General features: G+C 43.1%; 17 protein-coding genes and 1 riboswitch. Of the genes, 2 read left to right on the forward strand and 15 right to left on the reverse strand.

Annotated elements, in window-relative coordinates:
* Positions 1-1239: 1239 nt before the first annotated feature.
* The 14 genes from ABC382_RS05660 to ABC382_RS05725 all read right to left on the reverse strand — a co-directional run bounded on the left by ABC382_RS05660 (position 1240) and on the right by ABC382_RS05725 (position 13647).
* A complete protein-coding gene (locus ABC382_RS05660; protein WP_274796822.1) occupies positions 1240-2280 on the reverse strand; it encodes a ribonucleotide-diphosphate reductase subunit beta in 1041 nt (346 codons plus the stop codon).
* Positions 2281-2292: 12 nt separating this feature from the next.
* Positions 2293-4506, reverse strand: coding sequence for a ribonucleoside-diphosphate reductase subunit alpha (locus ABC382_RS05665; RefSeq protein WP_412926656.1), 2214 nt, complete (start codon positions 4504-4506; stop codon positions 2293-2295).
* Between the two features lie 163 nt (positions 4507-4669).
* Positions 4670-4859, reverse strand: a riboswitch (cobalamin riboswitch).
* Positions 4860-4968: 109 nt separating this feature from the next.
* A complete protein-coding gene (locus ABC382_RS05670) occupies positions 4969-5652 on the reverse strand; it encodes a hypothetical protein (protein ID WP_322611691.1) in 684 nt (227 codons plus the stop codon).
* Complete coding sequence (locus ABC382_RS05675; RefSeq protein WP_313471548.1) at positions 5649-6143, reverse strand: ECF transporter S component; 495 nt, start codon at positions 6141-6143, stop codon at positions 5649-5651. The genes ABC382_RS05670 and ABC382_RS05675 overlap by 4 nt, the downstream gene beginning before the upstream one ends.
* A 31-nt stretch (positions 6144-6174) precedes the next feature.
* Positions 6175-6567, reverse strand: coding sequence for a bifunctional adenosylcobinamide kinase/adenosylcobinamide-phosphate guanylyltransferase (locus tag ABC382_RS05680; protein ID WP_274796818.1), 393 nt, complete (start codon positions 6565-6567; stop codon positions 6175-6177).
* Entirely contained in the window at positions 6519-7115 is a 597-nt protein-coding gene (locus ABC382_RS05685) for a histidine phosphatase family protein (protein WP_322611692.1), read from the reverse strand. The genes ABC382_RS05680 and ABC382_RS05685 overlap by 49 nt, the downstream gene beginning before the upstream one ends.
* Positions 7088-7864: an adenosylcobinamide-GDP ribazoletransferase gene (cobS, locus tag ABC382_RS05690; protein WP_322611693.1), complete on the reverse strand. Its 777-nt coding sequence runs from the start codon at positions 7862-7864 to the stop codon at positions 7088-7090. The genes ABC382_RS05685 and cobS overlap by 28 nt, the downstream gene beginning before the upstream one ends.
* Before the next feature lie 20 nt (positions 7865-7884).
* The gene (locus ABC382_RS05695) at positions 7885-8460 is read right to left on the reverse strand and encodes a bifunctional adenosylcobinamide kinase/adenosylcobinamide-phosphate guanylyltransferase (RefSeq protein WP_322611694.1); all 576 of its coding nucleotides are present in this window, start codon (positions 8458-8460) and stop codon (positions 7885-7887) included.
* A gap of 11 nt (positions 8461-8471) precedes the next feature.
* Positions 8472-9080 carry a histidine phosphatase family protein gene (locus ABC382_RS05700; RefSeq protein WP_322611695.1) on the reverse strand — a complete coding sequence of 203 codons (609 nt, stop codon included), beginning with the start codon at positions 9078-9080 and terminating at the stop codon, positions 8472-8474.
* Positions 9077-10171 carry a pyridoxal phosphate-dependent aminotransferase gene (locus ABC382_RS05705; protein WP_274796813.1) on the reverse strand — a complete coding sequence of 365 codons (1095 nt, stop codon included), beginning with the start codon at positions 10169-10171 and terminating at the stop codon, positions 9077-9079. Before ABC382_RS05705 ends, ABC382_RS05700 begins: the two co-directional genes overlap by 4 nt.
* Positions 10158-11114, reverse strand: coding sequence for an adenosylcobinamide-phosphate synthase CbiB (cbiB, locus tag ABC382_RS05710; protein ID WP_274796812.1), 957 nt, complete (start codon positions 11112-11114; stop codon positions 10158-10160). The genes ABC382_RS05705 and cbiB overlap by 14 nt, the downstream gene beginning before the upstream one ends.
* Complete coding sequence (locus ABC382_RS05715) at positions 11111-11794, reverse strand: adenosylcobinamide amidohydrolase (protein WP_274796811.1); 684 nt, start codon at positions 11792-11794, stop codon at positions 11111-11113. Before ABC382_RS05715 ends, cbiB begins: the two co-directional genes overlap by 4 nt.
* 204 nt (positions 11795-11998) lie before the next feature.
* The gene (locus ABC382_RS05720; RefSeq protein WP_016994978.1) at positions 11999-12184 is read right to left on the reverse strand and encodes a hypothetical protein; all 186 of its coding nucleotides are present in this window, start codon (positions 12182-12184) and stop codon (positions 11999-12001) included.
* 104 nt (positions 12185-12288) lie between these two features.
* The gene (locus tag ABC382_RS05725) at positions 12289-13647 is read right to left on the reverse strand and encodes an aspartate kinase (RefSeq protein ID WP_274796810.1); all 1359 of its coding nucleotides are present in this window, start codon (positions 13645-13647) and stop codon (positions 12289-12291) included.
* Between the two features lie 409 nt (positions 13648-14056).
* On the opposite strand from ABC382_RS05725, the gene ABC382_RS05730 reads away from it, so the two are divergent.
* Complete coding sequence (locus ABC382_RS05730) at positions 14057-14638, forward strand: hypothetical protein (protein WP_412926657.1); 582 nt, start codon at positions 14057-14059, stop codon at positions 14636-14638.
* 38 nt (positions 14639-14676) lie between these two features.
* On the opposite strand, the gene ABC382_RS05735 is transcribed toward ABC382_RS05730, so the two are convergent.
* Entirely contained in the window at positions 14677-15429 is a 753-nt protein-coding gene (locus ABC382_RS05735) for a glucose 1-dehydrogenase (RefSeq protein ID WP_274796809.1), read from the reverse strand.
* Positions 15430-15633: 204 nt separating this feature from the next.
* On the opposite strand from ABC382_RS05735, the gene ABC382_RS05740 reads away from it, so the two are divergent.
* Positions 15634-16245, forward strand: a complete 612-nt coding sequence (locus ABC382_RS05740; protein WP_274796808.1) for a TetR/AcrR family transcriptional regulator — start codon at positions 15634-15636, stop codon at positions 16243-16245.
* Positions 16246-16349: the final 104 nt, after the last annotated feature.

A 16349-nucleotide genomic window follows, 5' to 3' on the forward strand; every position in this document is an offset into this window, starting at 1 on the left:
CTTATGAGCGGATTCATCCTTTCTTTGAGCGGCTGTTTCACATTTTTGAGCGGGTTTACACTACTTTGGAGCGGGGACAACCCTTTTATGAGCGGTTGCTTCACACTTTCGAGCGGGTTCACCCTTCCTTTGAGCGGTTGCTTCTCACTTATGAGCGGAGTCACCCTTTCTTTGAGCGGGGGCCTTTCACTTTCGAGCGGGTTTACCCTTCCTTTGAGCGGTTGCTTCTCACTTATGAGCGGGGTTACCCTTTCTTTGAGCGGGGGCCTCTCACTTTCGAGCGGGGACAACCCTTTTTTGAGCGGTTGCTTCACATTTTTGAGCGGGGTTACCCTTCCTTTGAGCGGGGGCCTCTCACTTTCGAGCGGGTTTACCCTTCCTTTGAGCGGTTTCCTCTCACTTATGAGCGGGTTCATCCTTCCTTTGAGCGGCTTCCTCCCATTTTCGAGCGGGGACAACCCTTTTTTGAGCGGGTTCATCCTTCCTTTGAGCGGTTTCTTCTCTCTTATGAGCGGGGGCCTCTCTCTTTCGAGCGGGTTCACCCTTTCTTTGAGCGGTTTCCTCTCTCTTTCGAGCGGATTCACCGTTCCTTTGAGCGCTTCCTCTCATTTTCGAGCGGGGACAACCCTTTTTTGAGCGGGGGCCTCTCACTTATGAGCGGGTTTACACTACTTTGGAGCGAGGACAACCCTTTTATGAGCGGTTACTTCTCACTTCAAGCGGGTTTACCCTTCCTTTGAGCGGTTGCTTCTCACTTATGAGCGGATTTACCCTTCCTTTGAGCGGTTGCTTCTCACTTATGAGCGGATTCACCCTTCCTTTGAGCGGTTTCCTCTCATTTTCGAGCGGGGACAACCCTTTTATGAGCAGTTGCTTCACATTTTGAGCGGGGTTACCCTTCCTTTGAGCGGTTTCTTCTCACTTTGGAGCGGGTTTAACATTTTTTGGAGCGAGTTCACCCTTCCTTTGAGCGGGTTGCTCTCTCTTTCGAGCGGGTTCACCCTTCCTTTGAGCGGGTTTACACTATTTTCGAGCGGATTCACTTTTCCTTTGAGCGGTTGCTTCACACTTTCGAGCGGAGTCCCCACCTTTCATGTAGGCTACTCTCTTCAAAGAGGAGGCCACCCTTCCACCGAGCCAATCAACCAATATCGAGCGAACACTTCTCAACCTCGTAGCGATTCCACCCAAGTAAAACACCCCCATGCAAGTGGGCATGGGGGTGGTGTGACACGATGATTACAAATCATCAAAGCCGTTATCTTCGACGTTGACTTTGACATATTGGCGGGAGCGTTGCTCGAAGAAGTCGGTTTTGCCAAGGTCTACATCTTCATAGGCTTTAATCCATTTTAATGGATTTTTGCGGTAGCCCTCGAATGGACGGTCTACGCCAAGCTGATTACAGCGAACATTGGCATAGAAGTGGACATAATCATGGACGTCCTCAACATCAAGGCCTTCAATTTTATCGCCGATGACTTCATTGGCCCAATCGATTTCTAGTTGAACGGCTTCGCGGAAGATTTCCTGAACACGAGCCTGACGTTCAGGTGTATCGTATTCTGGATATTCCTCTAATAATTCTTGATAAATTTTCACAAATAAATCGACATGGAGCTGCTCGTCACGATTAATATAATTGATCATTGTAGACGTAGCGACCATTTTTTGATTGCGTGCTAAATGATAGAAGAAGGCAAAGCCCGAATAGAAGAATAAACCCTCTAAAATGACATCATAAATAATGGCCTCAAGCATATTTTCGACAGTCGGCTCCTCTGAGAAAGCCTGGTAGCCTTTTATAACAAAATCATTGCGTCGTTCTAGAACAGGCTCTGTACGCCAAAAATCAAAGGTACGATCCTGCTCATCCTTGTTGACGATACTGGAAAGCACATACGAATAGGAATGATTATGAATAACCTCTTGCTGCGCTAAGATAATCATTAACGCATTTAAACTAGAATCTGTTAAATAATCGGCTACCTTGCCTGCAAAATCAGTTTGCACACTATCTAATAGCGCTAATAAACCGATAATTTTTAAAAATGATTCTTGTTCATCTTTCGTCAGCTCAGGGAAATGCTTAACATCATTGCTCATATTAATTTCAAATGGTGTCCAGAAGTTTCCTAGCATTTTTTTATATTTAGGGTACGCCCAGCTAAAGCGGACATCATCCCAGTTTAAAATATTGGAGGAGCGCCCATTAACGATACCTGTAGAACGGTTAGGTGCTTCCTTATCCATAATTTGTCGTTTCGTAATCGTTGTCATTGTTTTTTCCTCCTAGCTTGCACAAGACTCACATTCTAATAATTCTACTGATGTGGAGCGTACATAATAGGTCGTTTTCACACCACTTGCCCAAGCATTCATATGCAGTGCCAGTAAATCCTTTGCTTTAATCGTATTTTGAACATATAAATTTAGTGAAATGCCTTGGTCAATGTGGCGAGCACGGGCTGCATTTTGTTTGATTGTCCAATTTTGATCGATGAAATAAGCTGATTTATAGTACCAAGTCGTTACGGGTGATAAATCTGGTACCGTTACAGGAATTTTGTAATCCTTCTTCTCTTCTGAGTAGCTCTTTTGGAAAATCGGATCAATTGACGCCGTACTTCCTGCTAGAATCGATGTCGATGAGTTAGGGGCTACTGCCATAACATAGCCATTTCGCATTCCCTCTTTCGCCACTGCCTCACGTAAAGCATTCCATTTGTCGCTATTATAGCCGCGCTTTTCAAAATAGGCACCTGTTTGCCAATCAGAGCCCTCGAATAATGGATACGCTCCTTTTTCGCTTGCTAAAGCGTTAGAGGCACGAATTGTTAGGTAGGCGATGTCCTCATAAAGCTTGTCCGCAAATTCTACAGCTTCATCTGATTCCCACTGAATTTCCTTTAAGGCTAATAAATGATGCCAGCCAAATGTGCCAAGTCCAATACCACGGTAGCGTAGGTTCGTACGCTCTGCTTGTTTCACAGGGATAGTATTTAACGCAATAACATTATCAAGCATACGTACTTGAATCGGAATTAACCGCTCTAAGACATTAGCAGGCACGGCTCTTCCTAGATTAATAGAGGACAAGTTACAAACCACAAAATCTCCAGGCTTGCGACGAGTCACGATAACATCGTCTTCTAATGTAATGGATTCAAACTCCGTCGCTGACATATTCTGGAATATTTCTGTACACAAATTCGAACTATAAATCATTCCTTCATGCTTATTCGGATTCATGCGGTTCACTTCATCTCGGTAAAACATGAATGGAACGCCAGTTTCGAGTTGTGAGCGCATAATACGCTTCATAATATCGATGGCTGGTACTACTTCACGGCTTAATAATGGATTAGCAATACATGCTGCATATTTCGTGCGGAAGGAGCCATTGCCCTTTGTTTCATCGTAGAAATCCTCTAAAGAGAAGCCCATCACTTCACGTACTTCATGTGGATCAAATAAGTGCCATTCTCCACGGGCTTCTACTTTTTCCATAAATAGATCTGGTAAACATAGCCCTGTGAAAATATCATGGGCACGTAGTCGTTCATCACCATTGTTTAAGCGTAAATCTAAAAACGTAAAGACGTCCTTATGCCAAACATCAAGATAAACCGCGATGGCTCCTTGACGTTGCCCTAGCTGATCGACAGAGACAGCCGTATTATTGAGCTGCTTAATCCACGGTAGCACACCACTTGATGCACCTTTGAAGCCTTTAATGGACGAGCCACGGCTACGAATTTTGCCCATGTAAACGCCTATACCACCACCATATTTAGACAATGTTGCGACATCCGTATTCGTATCGTAAATGCTTTGTAGGCTGTCATCCACTGTATCGATGAAGCAACTTGAAAGCTGACCATGTGTCTTACCAGCATTTGATAGTGTCGGTGTTGCAACAGTCATATATAAATTACTCATCGCCCAGTAAGCTTCTCGCACTTTTTCTAGACGATTTTCTGTTTCATCCTGCATTAATGTCATGGCTATGACCATCCAACGCTCTTGTGGGAGCTCTACAGGTGTTTTTGTATAATCACGTACAACATAACGATCCATTAATGTCTTCAAGCCAATATACGTGAATAGCTCGTCACGACTAGGTTCTAAATAGCTGGCTAATTGTTGAAGCTCCTGCTCACTATATTTTGTTGTTAGGCTTTCATGATATAAGCCCGCTTCAGTGTAGTGTGCAAGATGAGCTGAAAATTCTTGATAAACATCCTTTGGTGAAACGCCACGTCGCGTTGCAAATTGATCGTATAATTTTTCTAAATAAATGTGTGCAGCCACAAATGTCCAATAGGGCTCTTCCTCATCAATTAGGCTAAGTGTTTGTAAAATCATCGCATCCGCCCATGCTTCAAAAGTGGCATTGTCGTTTTTTCGTAGCCAACGATCCGATAACCTTACAAAGCTTTCAAGTTCATCCTCCGTGTAACTATTTTTTAACTTAGCTAGTTGCTGTTCGATTTGAATTGTCATGTACACATTCTCTCCCTTTCTTTCTCCAAGCAACACAAAAAGCGATCACGCAACATCTATCGGTTACGTGATCGCTGTAAAATCGGAAATGGAAATGAAGGACGTGCACACAAAGAAGTGAACAAATCTCTCGCCTCCACTTCTCAATCCCCGAAGAATGTGTTGCTGTCTTGAACATCTCGGCAGGTCTCCTGGCTCATGCTTCCTCCAAATAATCACCTTCCCGTTTTTTCAACAGTGGTCTCTTGATTATTTGTCAGCACTTACAGTTGCGGGGACAGCTTCGGCTTAAGATGACTCTTGTTCCGAATTCCCTTTTAAACCATATTGGTACCGCTTGTCCAAATACTATATATTGTGTTTTAACTCCTAAACAAATCTAACATATTGTGTTTCGTGTTGCAATAGGTGTTTCGTACCTTGCGATTTTTAAGGCAGCCCTTTTGCTCGAAACAAGCCCTATTACGGTGCAGTTTTGCGTAGTTTTTCAAAATTTCTTTGGAAAAAATTTTGTGCCTGCTGCTCTTTTTTAGGATCGATGCCAAGCAAAATGACCGAACAAGGACCTGCTGATTTGGTCAGATCAAGCGAACTTTCAACTTGTTGCTGTCCAAAAAGACGCGCTAATTCGCCTTGTAGCCCCTTTGACCCGACTGGCCAAACTTGCTGCACGATATCCGCCTGCCATGCCTGAAAAATGGGCTGAAGCTGTGCAACGTCTTCTGGATGCGCTAACACTTCTTCCCCTACAAGCGGCAAGCCATAAGTGTACCAGCTGAGCTGTTCATGGTCAAATGGTTGACGTTGTTGTATTTCCCCAAGCATCGTAATGGCTACACCTGACTGTAGCGTGGGCATATTCGATTCCGTACTTCCTGCGATTGCAGGACAGGCTATACCAGTTTCCTCAAACACCTGTTGAATACCTCTTTCATAACGTGTCCATGCCGTATCACCAGAGAAATTAGCGAGTAAAACTTGGCAAGGTAATGCCTGTGCCGCAAGCTGCTCTAAAAATGTCACACGTGCTGTCATGTAAGCTGTTAGTTGGTCAGATGCTGACACTACATCTTGTGGCTTTTCCCCAATGGCTGCCGCATTATCCATTGTCACAATGAACGTGCCCACTTTCATAGCATTTCTCATTGAACGCGACCTTCCTTACGCAAAAAGACCTTTGATAAAACAGGCATCACTACTGCAACAATGACTAGGTTAATAACAGTTGCCATAAGAATGCTACCTAATGCACCCCAGAAAAAGGCGGGGCTAATTAAAAAATAAAACGGTAATGGTGCCACAATGCCATTCAATACGAGTGCCACTGGCCATTTCCAAACATGTAGACCTTTTCTATGCATTACGCCAAAGATCCACACGACGATGAACATTTCGATCGCGATGATAAGATGTAGTGGTCCTAATGGAAATCCAGCAGTCAACGCTGTAATAAAATGACCGATAAATCCAGCAAGACCTGCAAAAAATGGGGATAAAAAGACTACGCCCAAAAAGGCAGGAGCCGAGTCGAGTGCAGCAGTCGAAATAAATGCCGGCACCTTAATAACTGCCCCTACTGCACAAATGGCTGCTACCATTGCTGTCAATATCCAATTCCTTAATCTTTGTCGATCCATTCCATGTCCTCTTTTCTGTAGTATGTTTACCTCACTTCAGCTGTTCGGCAAGTCCGTACCAAATACGTACAACTTGCTCGGCTTCAATGAATAAAGCCTGATATAAACGACCACATGTATCGCGTAAGAGTCGCGCTTGTTTGTCTATTGGCACAACACCGCGCCCCATATCGTTAACAATGAGCGCTAGCATACAGTGCTGTTCAAGCCTCCTGAAGGTTGCAAGTACCGCTTGAACCACTTGGTCATCGTCCTCTAGATTTTGAGTCATCAACCAGTTTTCTAAATTTCTAATCACTAGCACTTCACAGGCTGGTGCGATCTCTGGTAGATTGCCATCGACAAGGGCGACCTGTCGCTCTTTATACAAGCCCATCACATAGTCGGTTTTACCGTTATAGGCTCCTCCAATAAAGACGTGCATCTTGCTCCCTCCTCCCAAGCCTTTCTTGTAAACGTTAAAATAAATTGTTTGTCATGTGGTACATCATACGACCAAAAAGGCTGTTCTGTTGGGGCATAGGCCACGAGTAAGGCACGAATGACCCCGCCATGCACCACTAAAGCATACTGATCCTCATCCTTCGGTAAATGGCTAAAGCCTTCCACAGCACGTGCCACAAAGTCATGAAAAGCCTCTCCTTGTGGTGGTGGCGTCTTAATCGGATCATCTAGCCATGCACGATAGTGAGCATTCGATTTTAATTCATCATATGTTTTCCCTTCAAATGCACCAAAGTTCGTCTCACGAAAGCGAGCATCTGCATGATAGCTTGCGTTCGGAAAATAATGAGCAGCGGTTTCTCGACAGCGCCGTAAATCACTACCATATACGTTTGTTACAGCGTCATCCACCATAGAAAGCGTGGTTGGATCAGCTAATGGGGCATCTGTCCAACCAAGATAGCGTTTTTCTAGATTCTCCTTTGTTGGCGCATGACGCATCAAGCGCACAGTAACAATGTCACCCATAGCACAACCTCCATCCCTTCAATAGATGCACCAAGTAAATCCCCTGATACACCACCAAAATTACGTAGCGTAAATTGTCTAAAAATCAACAGTGCGAATGCTAAAACAATAACTAATACAATGGGCAGCAGAGAGAATTGAGTAAAAATGACAACAACCGCCAGAGCTATGCCCAGTGATAACAGCATGAACACTTTTAAGTGACTTGCGTGAATATGGGATTTTAAAAAATACGCGAGACCTTTTTCTTTCGAACAGTCGAGGGACAGAAAATAAAAGCTCATCCCAACTCTAGTGAGAAAAGGTACAAACAGCACCATCCATAAGGCGAATTTGTGTTGGACGAAAAGCTCATGGAGGACAACAAATTTCCCCATTAGTAAAAACAGCACAGACAATACACCGAAAGCGCCAACACGTGGGTCGTCTAAAATTTCTAACCGCTTGTCCCGATCTCGGTAGGAAAAATAAGCATCACCCATATCAATAAAGCCATCTAAATGCAAACCACCAGTCCATAAGGCAAAAAGCGCTATGATTATAAAAGCTAGCATGACCTCACTGCTCGCTGTCCACTGTGTGAGACCGTAGAGTACTGCTGCCACAGTTGTTCCCATTAACGCTCCTATCCAAGGTAAACAGGCAAACATCCCTGTAATCGTTGGCCTAGTTAACGGTAGCTCTTTATGTACTGGCAAAACCGTAAAAAATTGAAATGCCAATTGTAGGCTATGCCAAACAGTTTTCATCGTCTTGCCTTCTTCCTTGATTATTTCCATCTCTTTACAATACCATAATTCATTTCATAGGCCTCCTGTGCAATGGCAACGAACCATTGATGCCATTGGCCGAGTGTTCGTCGGTATAACTCTACTTCATCACTATCATATGGTGGCTCATCAAATAGTTCATTGGAGACAACTAAAAAAGTCACATCCTTATTTAGTAATGAAAGGATGGCCTGTTTGATGTTCAGTAGTTTGTTTTCTAAACAGCCTGGCTGATCTATACATGGCGTACCACTGTCAAAGCCCTCATAAAAAGCATTTGTTAGCCACGTTGTCACGCAGTCCCACAGCACCACATCCCCATCTTGAAGTGTTGCTAAAACCTCTGCCATGTCATAGGGTGCCTCCACCGTTAGCCACTGCACAGGTTGTGCCTGCCGATCTGCCTGATGTCGGTCAATCCGCTTAGCCATTTCACGATCTAAGGCGATGCCAGAAGCCAGATAAATTAAACGTTTTGTGGGACCTAGCTGTGCTTGGTAATGCTGAATCGCTGTTCGCTCAGCAAAATGGGATTTCCCACTACGAACACCACCTGTAATAAAAATGAGTGGCATCAGGACACCTCCTATTGTAAATGATGAAGATTGCCAATTTCTTTCACAGCCCATTGTTGCTCTTGTCGTTCAATCACTGTCACACTTGTTCCATGAATGTATGGGGCTGTCCATAGCTCACTTATACTTCGCTGTAAAATAGCGTTAACGATACATTTAATGGTTACTGCATGAGAGACAATGAGAACCATTTCATCGGGATGTTGATCCGCTATTTTCTTTAATGTAAACATGGCTCTTTCTGTCACAGCACCAAAGCTTTCCGTATGTGTTGCAACAAACTGTGCTGGGTAATTAGTATAGAGCTCATAATCAAGCTTATGATTGGCGAGAATGTCTTCAATTGTTTGGCCTTGCCAATCCCCTAAATAGATTTCACGTAAATCATCCTCATAAATAATCGGAAGCTTGCGCTTAGTGGTCAAAATGTCCATCGTCTCCCTTGCACGTCCACTTGAGCTACAATAAGCAGCTGCAAACTGAATAGGCTGGAGTTGCTTGTGAAGTCTTTGTGCTGCTGCTCTACCATTTTCCGTTAATGGAGAGTCCAGCCAGCCCTGTAGTCGTTGCTCTTGATTCCATTGTGTTTCCCCATGTCTTACTAGATAAAAAGTTGTCACTTTTCTCTCCCCTTATTTGCGTTAAACCAAGCTTGCAGACAATTATGTAAAGAAGTCATGGCCGCAATATCTTTTATCCCTATACGGAACCATTCACCCTGTAACCCTTGAAAGTTTTTTGTATGACGTAAGACAACCCCTTGTCCAAGGCAATACGTGAAAAAGGGATCGGCCTGCTGTCCTTGTGGTAACGTGAAGCACACATAATTCGTCACACTGTTCGTTACTTGACAGCCGTTTTCTTGTAAATACTGATGTAATCGCCCTCTTTGTGTTGTCGCATAGGCAATCGCCTGCTGACAATACTGCTGTTCATCTAAACAGCCTGCACCAATCACAAGTGCAAAGGCATTTAAATTCCAATGAGGCAGCATGTCCTTTAAAGTGCTTACAATGGAAGAATGCGCGACTAAATAACCAAGTCGTAAACCTGGAATCGCATACATTTTGGTCATCGAACGCACCACTATCACATGTGGATTTTGGGCGCAATGATGAATCATAGAATACGCTTCACCCACCCAATCCATAAAGGCCTCGTCGATCACAAGCTCACAGCTAACACTTCTTCCGTGCTCCACTAAAGCGAGTAAATCTTCTTTTTTCGGTAATACCCCTGTTGGATTATTTGGCGTACAAATATAAAGAGCGTCCGCCTTCTCCATTTCCTCCTTGAGCACATCCATTGGCAATGTGTAATGAATAAAATCAGTCACCAAAATAGGCACAATATCCGCACCTGCAGCCCGCAATGTTCGCTCATATTCAGAAAAAGTTGGATGTACGATAATGACACGCTTGCCCACATAGCGTCTTGCTACTACACTAAAGAGCTCTGATGCCCCATTGCCTAGTAAAATCGTCTCCTTTGCGACCTGATGAAAAGCAGCAACCTTCGTTAAAAAAGGCTCGCCATCAGGATCTGGGTAGCGCTGAATAAGCGAATAAAGTGTTCGCCAACGAGCCTCTACAAAGGCTGGTGGTCCCTCAGCATTGACATTTTCGCTAAAATCATAAACTACTTCTGGCATCGTTAAGCCTAATTGCTGATAGACATTGTGCGGATTTGCTCCGTGATTAGGTAATGGCATAAATAAGCACCTCCACAGCTAACATCACAAGCGTAAAGAGTATTGTGGCAATACGCATATGAATAATAGATGTTGCAATATGTTCCTTCGTCAAAGGGACTAATTTTTCTCCCATAATAGCCCTATGAGAGACAACCCCCTGATACGTATTTTTCCCACCAAGCTGCACACCTAGCTGAACGGCCGTCGCTGCCTCTAAATAGCCACTGTTTGGACTTGGATGCTTTTTAGCGTCCTGTGCCCAAATCTTTAGCCGCTTGCCAAGCGTTCGATCAGTTTCATTTTTCGTGCCAAGGACAATAAGGAAGCCTGTCATTCGACTTGGAATAAAATTCAATACATCATCGAGCTTTGCCGAGAACATTCCAAAGTCTTTGTATTTGTCATTTTTATAGCCAACCATTGAATCTAATGTATTGACAGCCTTATAGCCCCATAAACCAATTGCACCAAATAAGAAGGCATAAAAAAGTGGAGCTGTCACACCATCGCTTGTATTTTCAGACACCGTTTCTACTACACCACGCACAATCTCATCTTCTCCCAGCTTATCGGTGTCACGACCGACAATCCACGACAGCTTGACACGTGCCTCTGCAAAGTCACCTTTAACAAGTGGCTCATATACAGCCATCGCAGCCTCCTTCAAACTCCGCTGCGCGAGGCCAATCCCAATGAGAAGTCCCTCTACAAGGATGCCAAAAATAATACTTACCTGATAGCTAAGAAGCAAAATCAATGTCACCACAAACATGGTCGTGCCTACGACTGCAAGAGCCATCACCATGCCACGCAGCTTTCGCCATTTGCCCTTATTCCAGAGCGCCGTTTGCGATTGAATCAAGTGTCCAATCCAGCGTACAGGATGAGGGAGTTTAGGAGGGTCTCCTACGAGTAAATCAAACAAAAGCCCAATGATACAGGCAATTACGATAGCCATCATAAAGCCCTCTCCTCTTTATCTTTTTTGTATTTGCTGATCGCCTCACGCATTGTCTCATAGACACCGTAACCGATGACCTTACCAAGCATGGTAATAGGACCAGCATATTGATGAAAGTCTCCCTCTTCTGTTGAAGCGATCAACAAGCTATCAGTAGAAGTACCTGTAGCTTGTGTGCCTGTTGTTGGGTCTGTAATCCCTTCATCCATTAACGCTTTGACCTTGGCTTCCGTTGTTGAAATCATGGCTTGAAATAACGCTTCATCAGATAGTTTTCCATTAATGACTAGCCATGTATTAATGGTGCCTGCATGGTACTGCTCCTCCCGATGAAAAGCCCGCGTAATATCCACCGCATTTCCTAATCCCGCAGTAATCATAACGACAAGCTGAATACCTTCATATGTAAAGTCACGAATGGTCGCAAACTTGGCCTGGACTGCCGTCATCATCGCCACCGTGTTGTCTAACGGAAAGTGTTGTGCCTGCAAATACTGCTGTAATTCAAGATGTGGCTGTCGCTCATCATAGGTAATAGGCACCGTTCGATTCAGTAAATGGGTATAATGACCAAAGCCAGGATTATGCATGGCTGAGGATACAACCTTCATAGGTGAATCGGTTTGTAGGGCCACATATTGGTCAAAAATTTGAATGCAATCCTTTGTCAGTATAGGCAATCGATCGCCTCCTCGCGATAAATATGGAATAGAACATAAAAAAACAAATTCTTACAAAGAAGAATTTGTACTGTCGATTCTTTATTAAAATTTGAACCTTCTGAACGTTTGTACAGAATAACAACTTCATAATACTCAAATTATTTATTTTCTTTGAAATTGTATCATAACTTTGCCTATTGCCACAATTCCATTTTCAAAGCGTTATTGTTGCTTCTGTTTCAGATTTTTAAAGCGGATCACAGAGCCAATAATAATAAAGACCCAACCAATGCCTATGTAAACAATTTTCATTGTTTTTGTCGACGACGGTAAAATATCCATAATCGTTAAACAGACAAAAAGTATCCCAATAATCGAAAAAAGCATACCAATTGTTAAATTCTTCACGAAAAACCCTCCCAACTATGTACGCCCTCGATTTTACCGTATTCTCAGCAAAAAGAAAACACTAATCCAAGCTAGAAAGTCTTGGATTAGTGATGATTGTGTCATTATGCATTCGCATGCGCAAAAAATTCTTCATAAAGCGCTTGTAAAATGCGGTTTTCATATTCCTGAAGGACACCGAACACGAGGCTCACTTCAGAAGAACCTTGATTGATCATTTCAATATTTGCGCCAGTTCTTGAAATCGCTGTGGCAGCACGGGCAGCTAATCCTGTATTATGACGCATCCCTTCGCCAACAATCACGATCATTGAAAAACCGTGACGCATTTCTACATACTCTGCATGTAGCTCTTCTTTTACACGACTAATAATACGTGCTTCATTTTCTGGTGTTAGTTGATTTGAACGCATGATGACAGAAATATCGTCTAAACCAGATGGTGTGTGTTCATAAGAAATATTTTCATCTTCTAAAATTTGGAGTAGCTTTCGTCCAAAGCCTACTTCACGATTCATCAAATATTTAGAGACATATAAAGTTGAAAAGCCACTGTCTGCCGAGATACCTGTAACTGGACGACCTGTTGCAGGACGGCTTGGTACAATACGTGTACCTGGGGCTGATGGATTATTTGTATTTTTTATGTTAACTGGCACCCCAATCTTGTAGACAGGCATTAACGCTTCATCATGGAACACTGAAAAGCCTGCATATGATAATTCGCGCATTTCGCGATACGTAATTTCTTTAATTTCCACTGGATCATTGACGACTTTCGGATTCGCAGAGAACACACAATCCACATCCGTAAAGTTTTCATAGAGCTCCGCTTCAACAGCTGCTGCTAAGATGGAGCCTGTAATATCAGAGCCACCGCGGTCAAATGTTCGCAATACGCCCGCTCTAGTGTAACCGAAGAAACCTGGGAAAACAATAATTTCTTTTGTATCTTTTAAAGGGGCTAAATTAGCATACGCTTCTGGTAAAGCAAATGTTCGTTCAGGTAAATCATTTACCACTAGCCCATCTTTAGGACTGACATAGCGTGCGGGCATACCAATCGCGTTAAAATAGGCAGCAATGAGCTTGGCGTTATTATCTTCACCTGCCGCTTTAATGCTATCGATGAATAATTCCACGTTCGTTTTGTCACCTTGTACACGTTCACGTAAATCTTCCGCAATCACGTCACAAATGGCATAATCTATCCCCAAACCATCCGCAATCGCTCTAAATCGATCCACAACAGTCTGCAATTTTTCTTCCGTATTCTCTTGTTGTAACGCTGCATTTGCTAATTGTATTAATAGGTCTGTTACTTTTATATCGTCACCAGAACGTTTCCCTGGTGCTGAAACGGCAACGATCTTACGTGCCGGATTAGATTTCACAATGTTTGCCACTTTTTGAATTTGTTCTGCGCTTGCTACAGATGTTCCACCAAATTTACACACGATCATATCTATCAAATCCTAACTTTTTCAAATTAATTGTATGCCTCCAAAAAACAATTGAATGTACACAGTGTACAAATTATCGTTTCCTACGTCAATACAATTTAAAAAATTCACGCAATTTATCGAGAAATATGGACATTTTTCGTACTGTTTGATTTATTATACGGATTTCATATGAAATAGTTAAGGTTTTTGTGAATTTTTTTTCGTGACGTTCACATAATCGTGAAATTTTCCGTTCTGACTTTCTTCTATATAAATGAAGAAAACGCTTTCTCCCCCTATGATATGCACAATTATCCACTATGTTTGTGCTCTTTTGCCTGTTCACAACGTTGATTTGAATGGGATTTTACTTCTAGCGTGTGGATCTGATTTCGTGGGTATTCGCTTTACTCCCGCGGGTATTTGCTTGGCTTCCGCGGATATTCACTTCTCTTCCGCGGGTATTCGCTTCTCTTCCGCGGGTATTCGCTTCTCTTCCGCGGGTATTCGCTTCGCGGGTATTCACTTCTCTTCCGCGGGTATTCACTTCCCTTCCGCGGGTGTTTACTTCTCTCCCGCGGGTATTCACTTCGCTTCCGCGAGTATTAGCCTCGCTTCCGCGGGTATTAGCCTCGCTTCCGCGGGGATTCACTTCTCTTCCGCGGGGATTCGCTTCCCTTCCGCGGGGATTAGCCTCTCTTCCGCGGGGATTAGCCTCTCTTCCGCAGATATTCACTTCCCTTCCGCGGGTATTCACTTCTCTTCCGCGGGTATTAGCCTCTCTTCCGCGGGGATTCACTTCTCTTCCGCGGGGATTCACTTCTCTTCCGCGGGTATTCGCTTCTCTTCCGCGGGTATTCGCTTCTCTTCCGCGGGTATTCGCTTCTCTTCCGCGGGTATTCGCTTCTCTTCCGCGGGTATTCGCTTCTCTTCCGCGGGTATTCGCTTCGCTTCCGCGGATATTCACTTCCCTTCCGCGGGTATTCACTTAATTCAACAAAAAAACTAGGCTCACGTTGCGTGTCGCCTAGTTTTTCTTGTACTCTATTAAATTGCTGTCCAGCCGCCATCGATGACTAGCTCTGCTCCTGTCATGAAGCGGGATTCGTCAGATGCTAGGAAGACTACGCCATACGCTACATCTTCAGGTTCACCGAAGTATGGTAGTTGTGTGTAAGTTTGATAGAATGGCAGTGCACCGCCCTCTTCCATGGTAGGTGCTACCATTGGTGTAACGATAATACCTGGGTGCACAGAATTTACGCGAATTTTATCTTTGCCGTATTCGATCGCAGCCGATTTAGAAAGAACGCGTAGTGCGCCTTTTGCTGCGGTATAGGGGCTTGTCCCAGCCATTCCTACGATACCACCGATCGAAGAAATATTGATGATGGAGCCGCCACCAGCTTTTTGCATTTCAGGAATGACATATTTCATACCGATGATACAGCCATTAAGGTTAATGTCCATGACTTTATTCCATTCATCCATTTCCATATTAGCAATTGTTTTTGGTGATGAAACGCCTGCATTGTTTACAAGAACATCCACCTTACCATAAGCCTTCACAGCCTCTGCGATTACTGCCTTCCACTCATCTTCAGAAGTCACATTATGTTGAAGACCAATAATCTCTCCGCCGTTTTCTTTAATTTCTTTAACTAAGTTGTTCAATGGCTCGATTTGTACATCTGTTGCAATCACCTTTGCCCCTTCTTGAGCAAATAATTTTGCCTCTGATGCACCCATTCCCATTGCCGCTCCTGTAATAATTGCTACTTTCCCATTTAAACGACCCATATTAAAACTTCCTTTCCTTTATCTATAAATGAACAATTCGTGAACATGTTAACAACTAGTTGTATTATCGACACCGTGTCGTTAATATAATTATAACGTGCTATTTGAAAAGGGCAAACAACAGCGAACGCGAATGTGACGCTTTCGCAACAACTGAATTTAAAACGTTGATTAAATCGATCATTTAATACAAGGAGCTTAAAAATGTCGAAAAAAATGGATCCACGCGTAATAAGAACACGCCAATTATTGAGAGATGCACTGGTGGAATTAATCGATGAACAAGGCTATGAGAAAATTACAGTACAAGATATTACAAAACGAGCCACTTTAAACCGAGCTACTTTTTATTTACATTTTCGCGATAAATTAGACCTTCTTTATCAAAGCTCTATGGAAACTTTACAGCAATTAGTTCGTTGTATTCACCCAAATTTTGAAGAGAAAAAGGAGTTTGATTTATTACCTAATTACGATCAGCCACACGACACATTTATGCGTTTGTTTGAGCAAATTGCATCAAATAGTAAGCTTTATAAAGTGTATCTTACGGAAAAAAATATCCCTTATTTTTCTGATGGCCTAAAAGACATTATTATTAATTTTGTCTCAAGTGGTATTCAATTTATGGAGCCTGACGATCAAAAGCTGACAGTGCCCCGTGAGATGGCTGAACGTTTTTATGCTGCTGCCTTTCTCGAGGTGATTGTTTGGTGGTTAGAAAATGACATGCCGTATACGCCCAAATTTATGGCAACGCAGTTAATGCGTATTACTATTAAAGGCCCTTACATCAACAATCCCTTTGAAAAGTAAAATATTGTATTTTAATTCCGATTGGGTCTTCGATAATGCCATGAGCATAACTAAGAATGTTAAAATAAAAGGTAATCACAAGCGTGCATGTGATTACCTTTTTC

It is taken from the genome of Lysinibacillus phoenicis (genome assembly GCF_047238325.1).
GTDB lineage: Bacteria > Bacillota > Bacilli > Bacillales_A > Planococcaceae > Lysinibacillus > Lysinibacillus irui.

Coding starts and splice junctions, on each gene's coding strand:
- ABC382_RS05660 (WP_274796822.1), bottom strand. CDS start 2,280: ATGACAACGATTACGAAACGACAAATTATGGATAAGGAAGCACCTAAC.
- ABC382_RS05665 (WP_412926656.1), bottom strand. CDS start 4,506: ATGACAATTCAAATCGAACAGCAACTAGCTAAGTTAAAAAATAGTTAC.
- ABC382_RS05670 (WP_322611691.1), bottom strand. CDS start 5,652: ATGAGAAATGCTATGAAAGTGGGCACGTTCATTGTGACAATGGATAAT.
- ABC382_RS05675 (WP_313471548.1), bottom strand. CDS start 6,143: ATGGATCGACAAAGATTAAGGAATTGGATATTGACAGCAATGGTAGCA.
- ABC382_RS05680 (WP_274796818.1), bottom strand. CDS start 6,567: ATGCACGTCTTTATTGGAGGAGCCTATAACGGTAAAACCGACTATGTG.
- ABC382_RS05685 (WP_322611692.1), bottom strand. CDS start 7,115: ATGGGTGACATTGTTACTGTGCGCTTGATGCGTCATGCGCCAACAAAG.
- cobS (WP_322611693.1), bottom strand. CDS start 7,864: ATGAAAACTGTTTGGCATAGCCTACAATTGGCATTTCAATTTTTTACG.
- ABC382_RS05695 (WP_322611694.1), bottom strand. CDS start 8,460: ATGCCACTCATTTTTATTACAGGTGGTGTTCGTAGTGGGAAATCCCAT.
- ABC382_RS05705 (WP_274796813.1), bottom strand. CDS start 10,171: ATGCCATTACCTAATCACGGAGCAAATCCGCACAATGTCTATCAGCAA.
- cbiB (WP_274796812.1), bottom strand. CDS start 11,114: ATGATGGCTATCGTAATTGCCTGTATCATTGGGCTTTTGTTTGATTTA.
- ABC382_RS05725 (WP_274796810.1), bottom strand. CDS start 13,647: ATGATCGTGTGTAAATTTGGTGGAACATCTGTAGCAAGCGCAGAACAA.
- ABC382_RS05735 (WP_274796809.1), bottom strand. CDS start 15,429: ATGGGTCGTTTAAATGGGAAAGTAGCAATTATTACAGGAGCGGCAATG.
- ABC382_RS05740 (WP_274796808.1), top strand. CDS start 15,634: ATGTCGAAAAAAATGGATCCACGCGTAATAAGAACACGCCAATTATTG.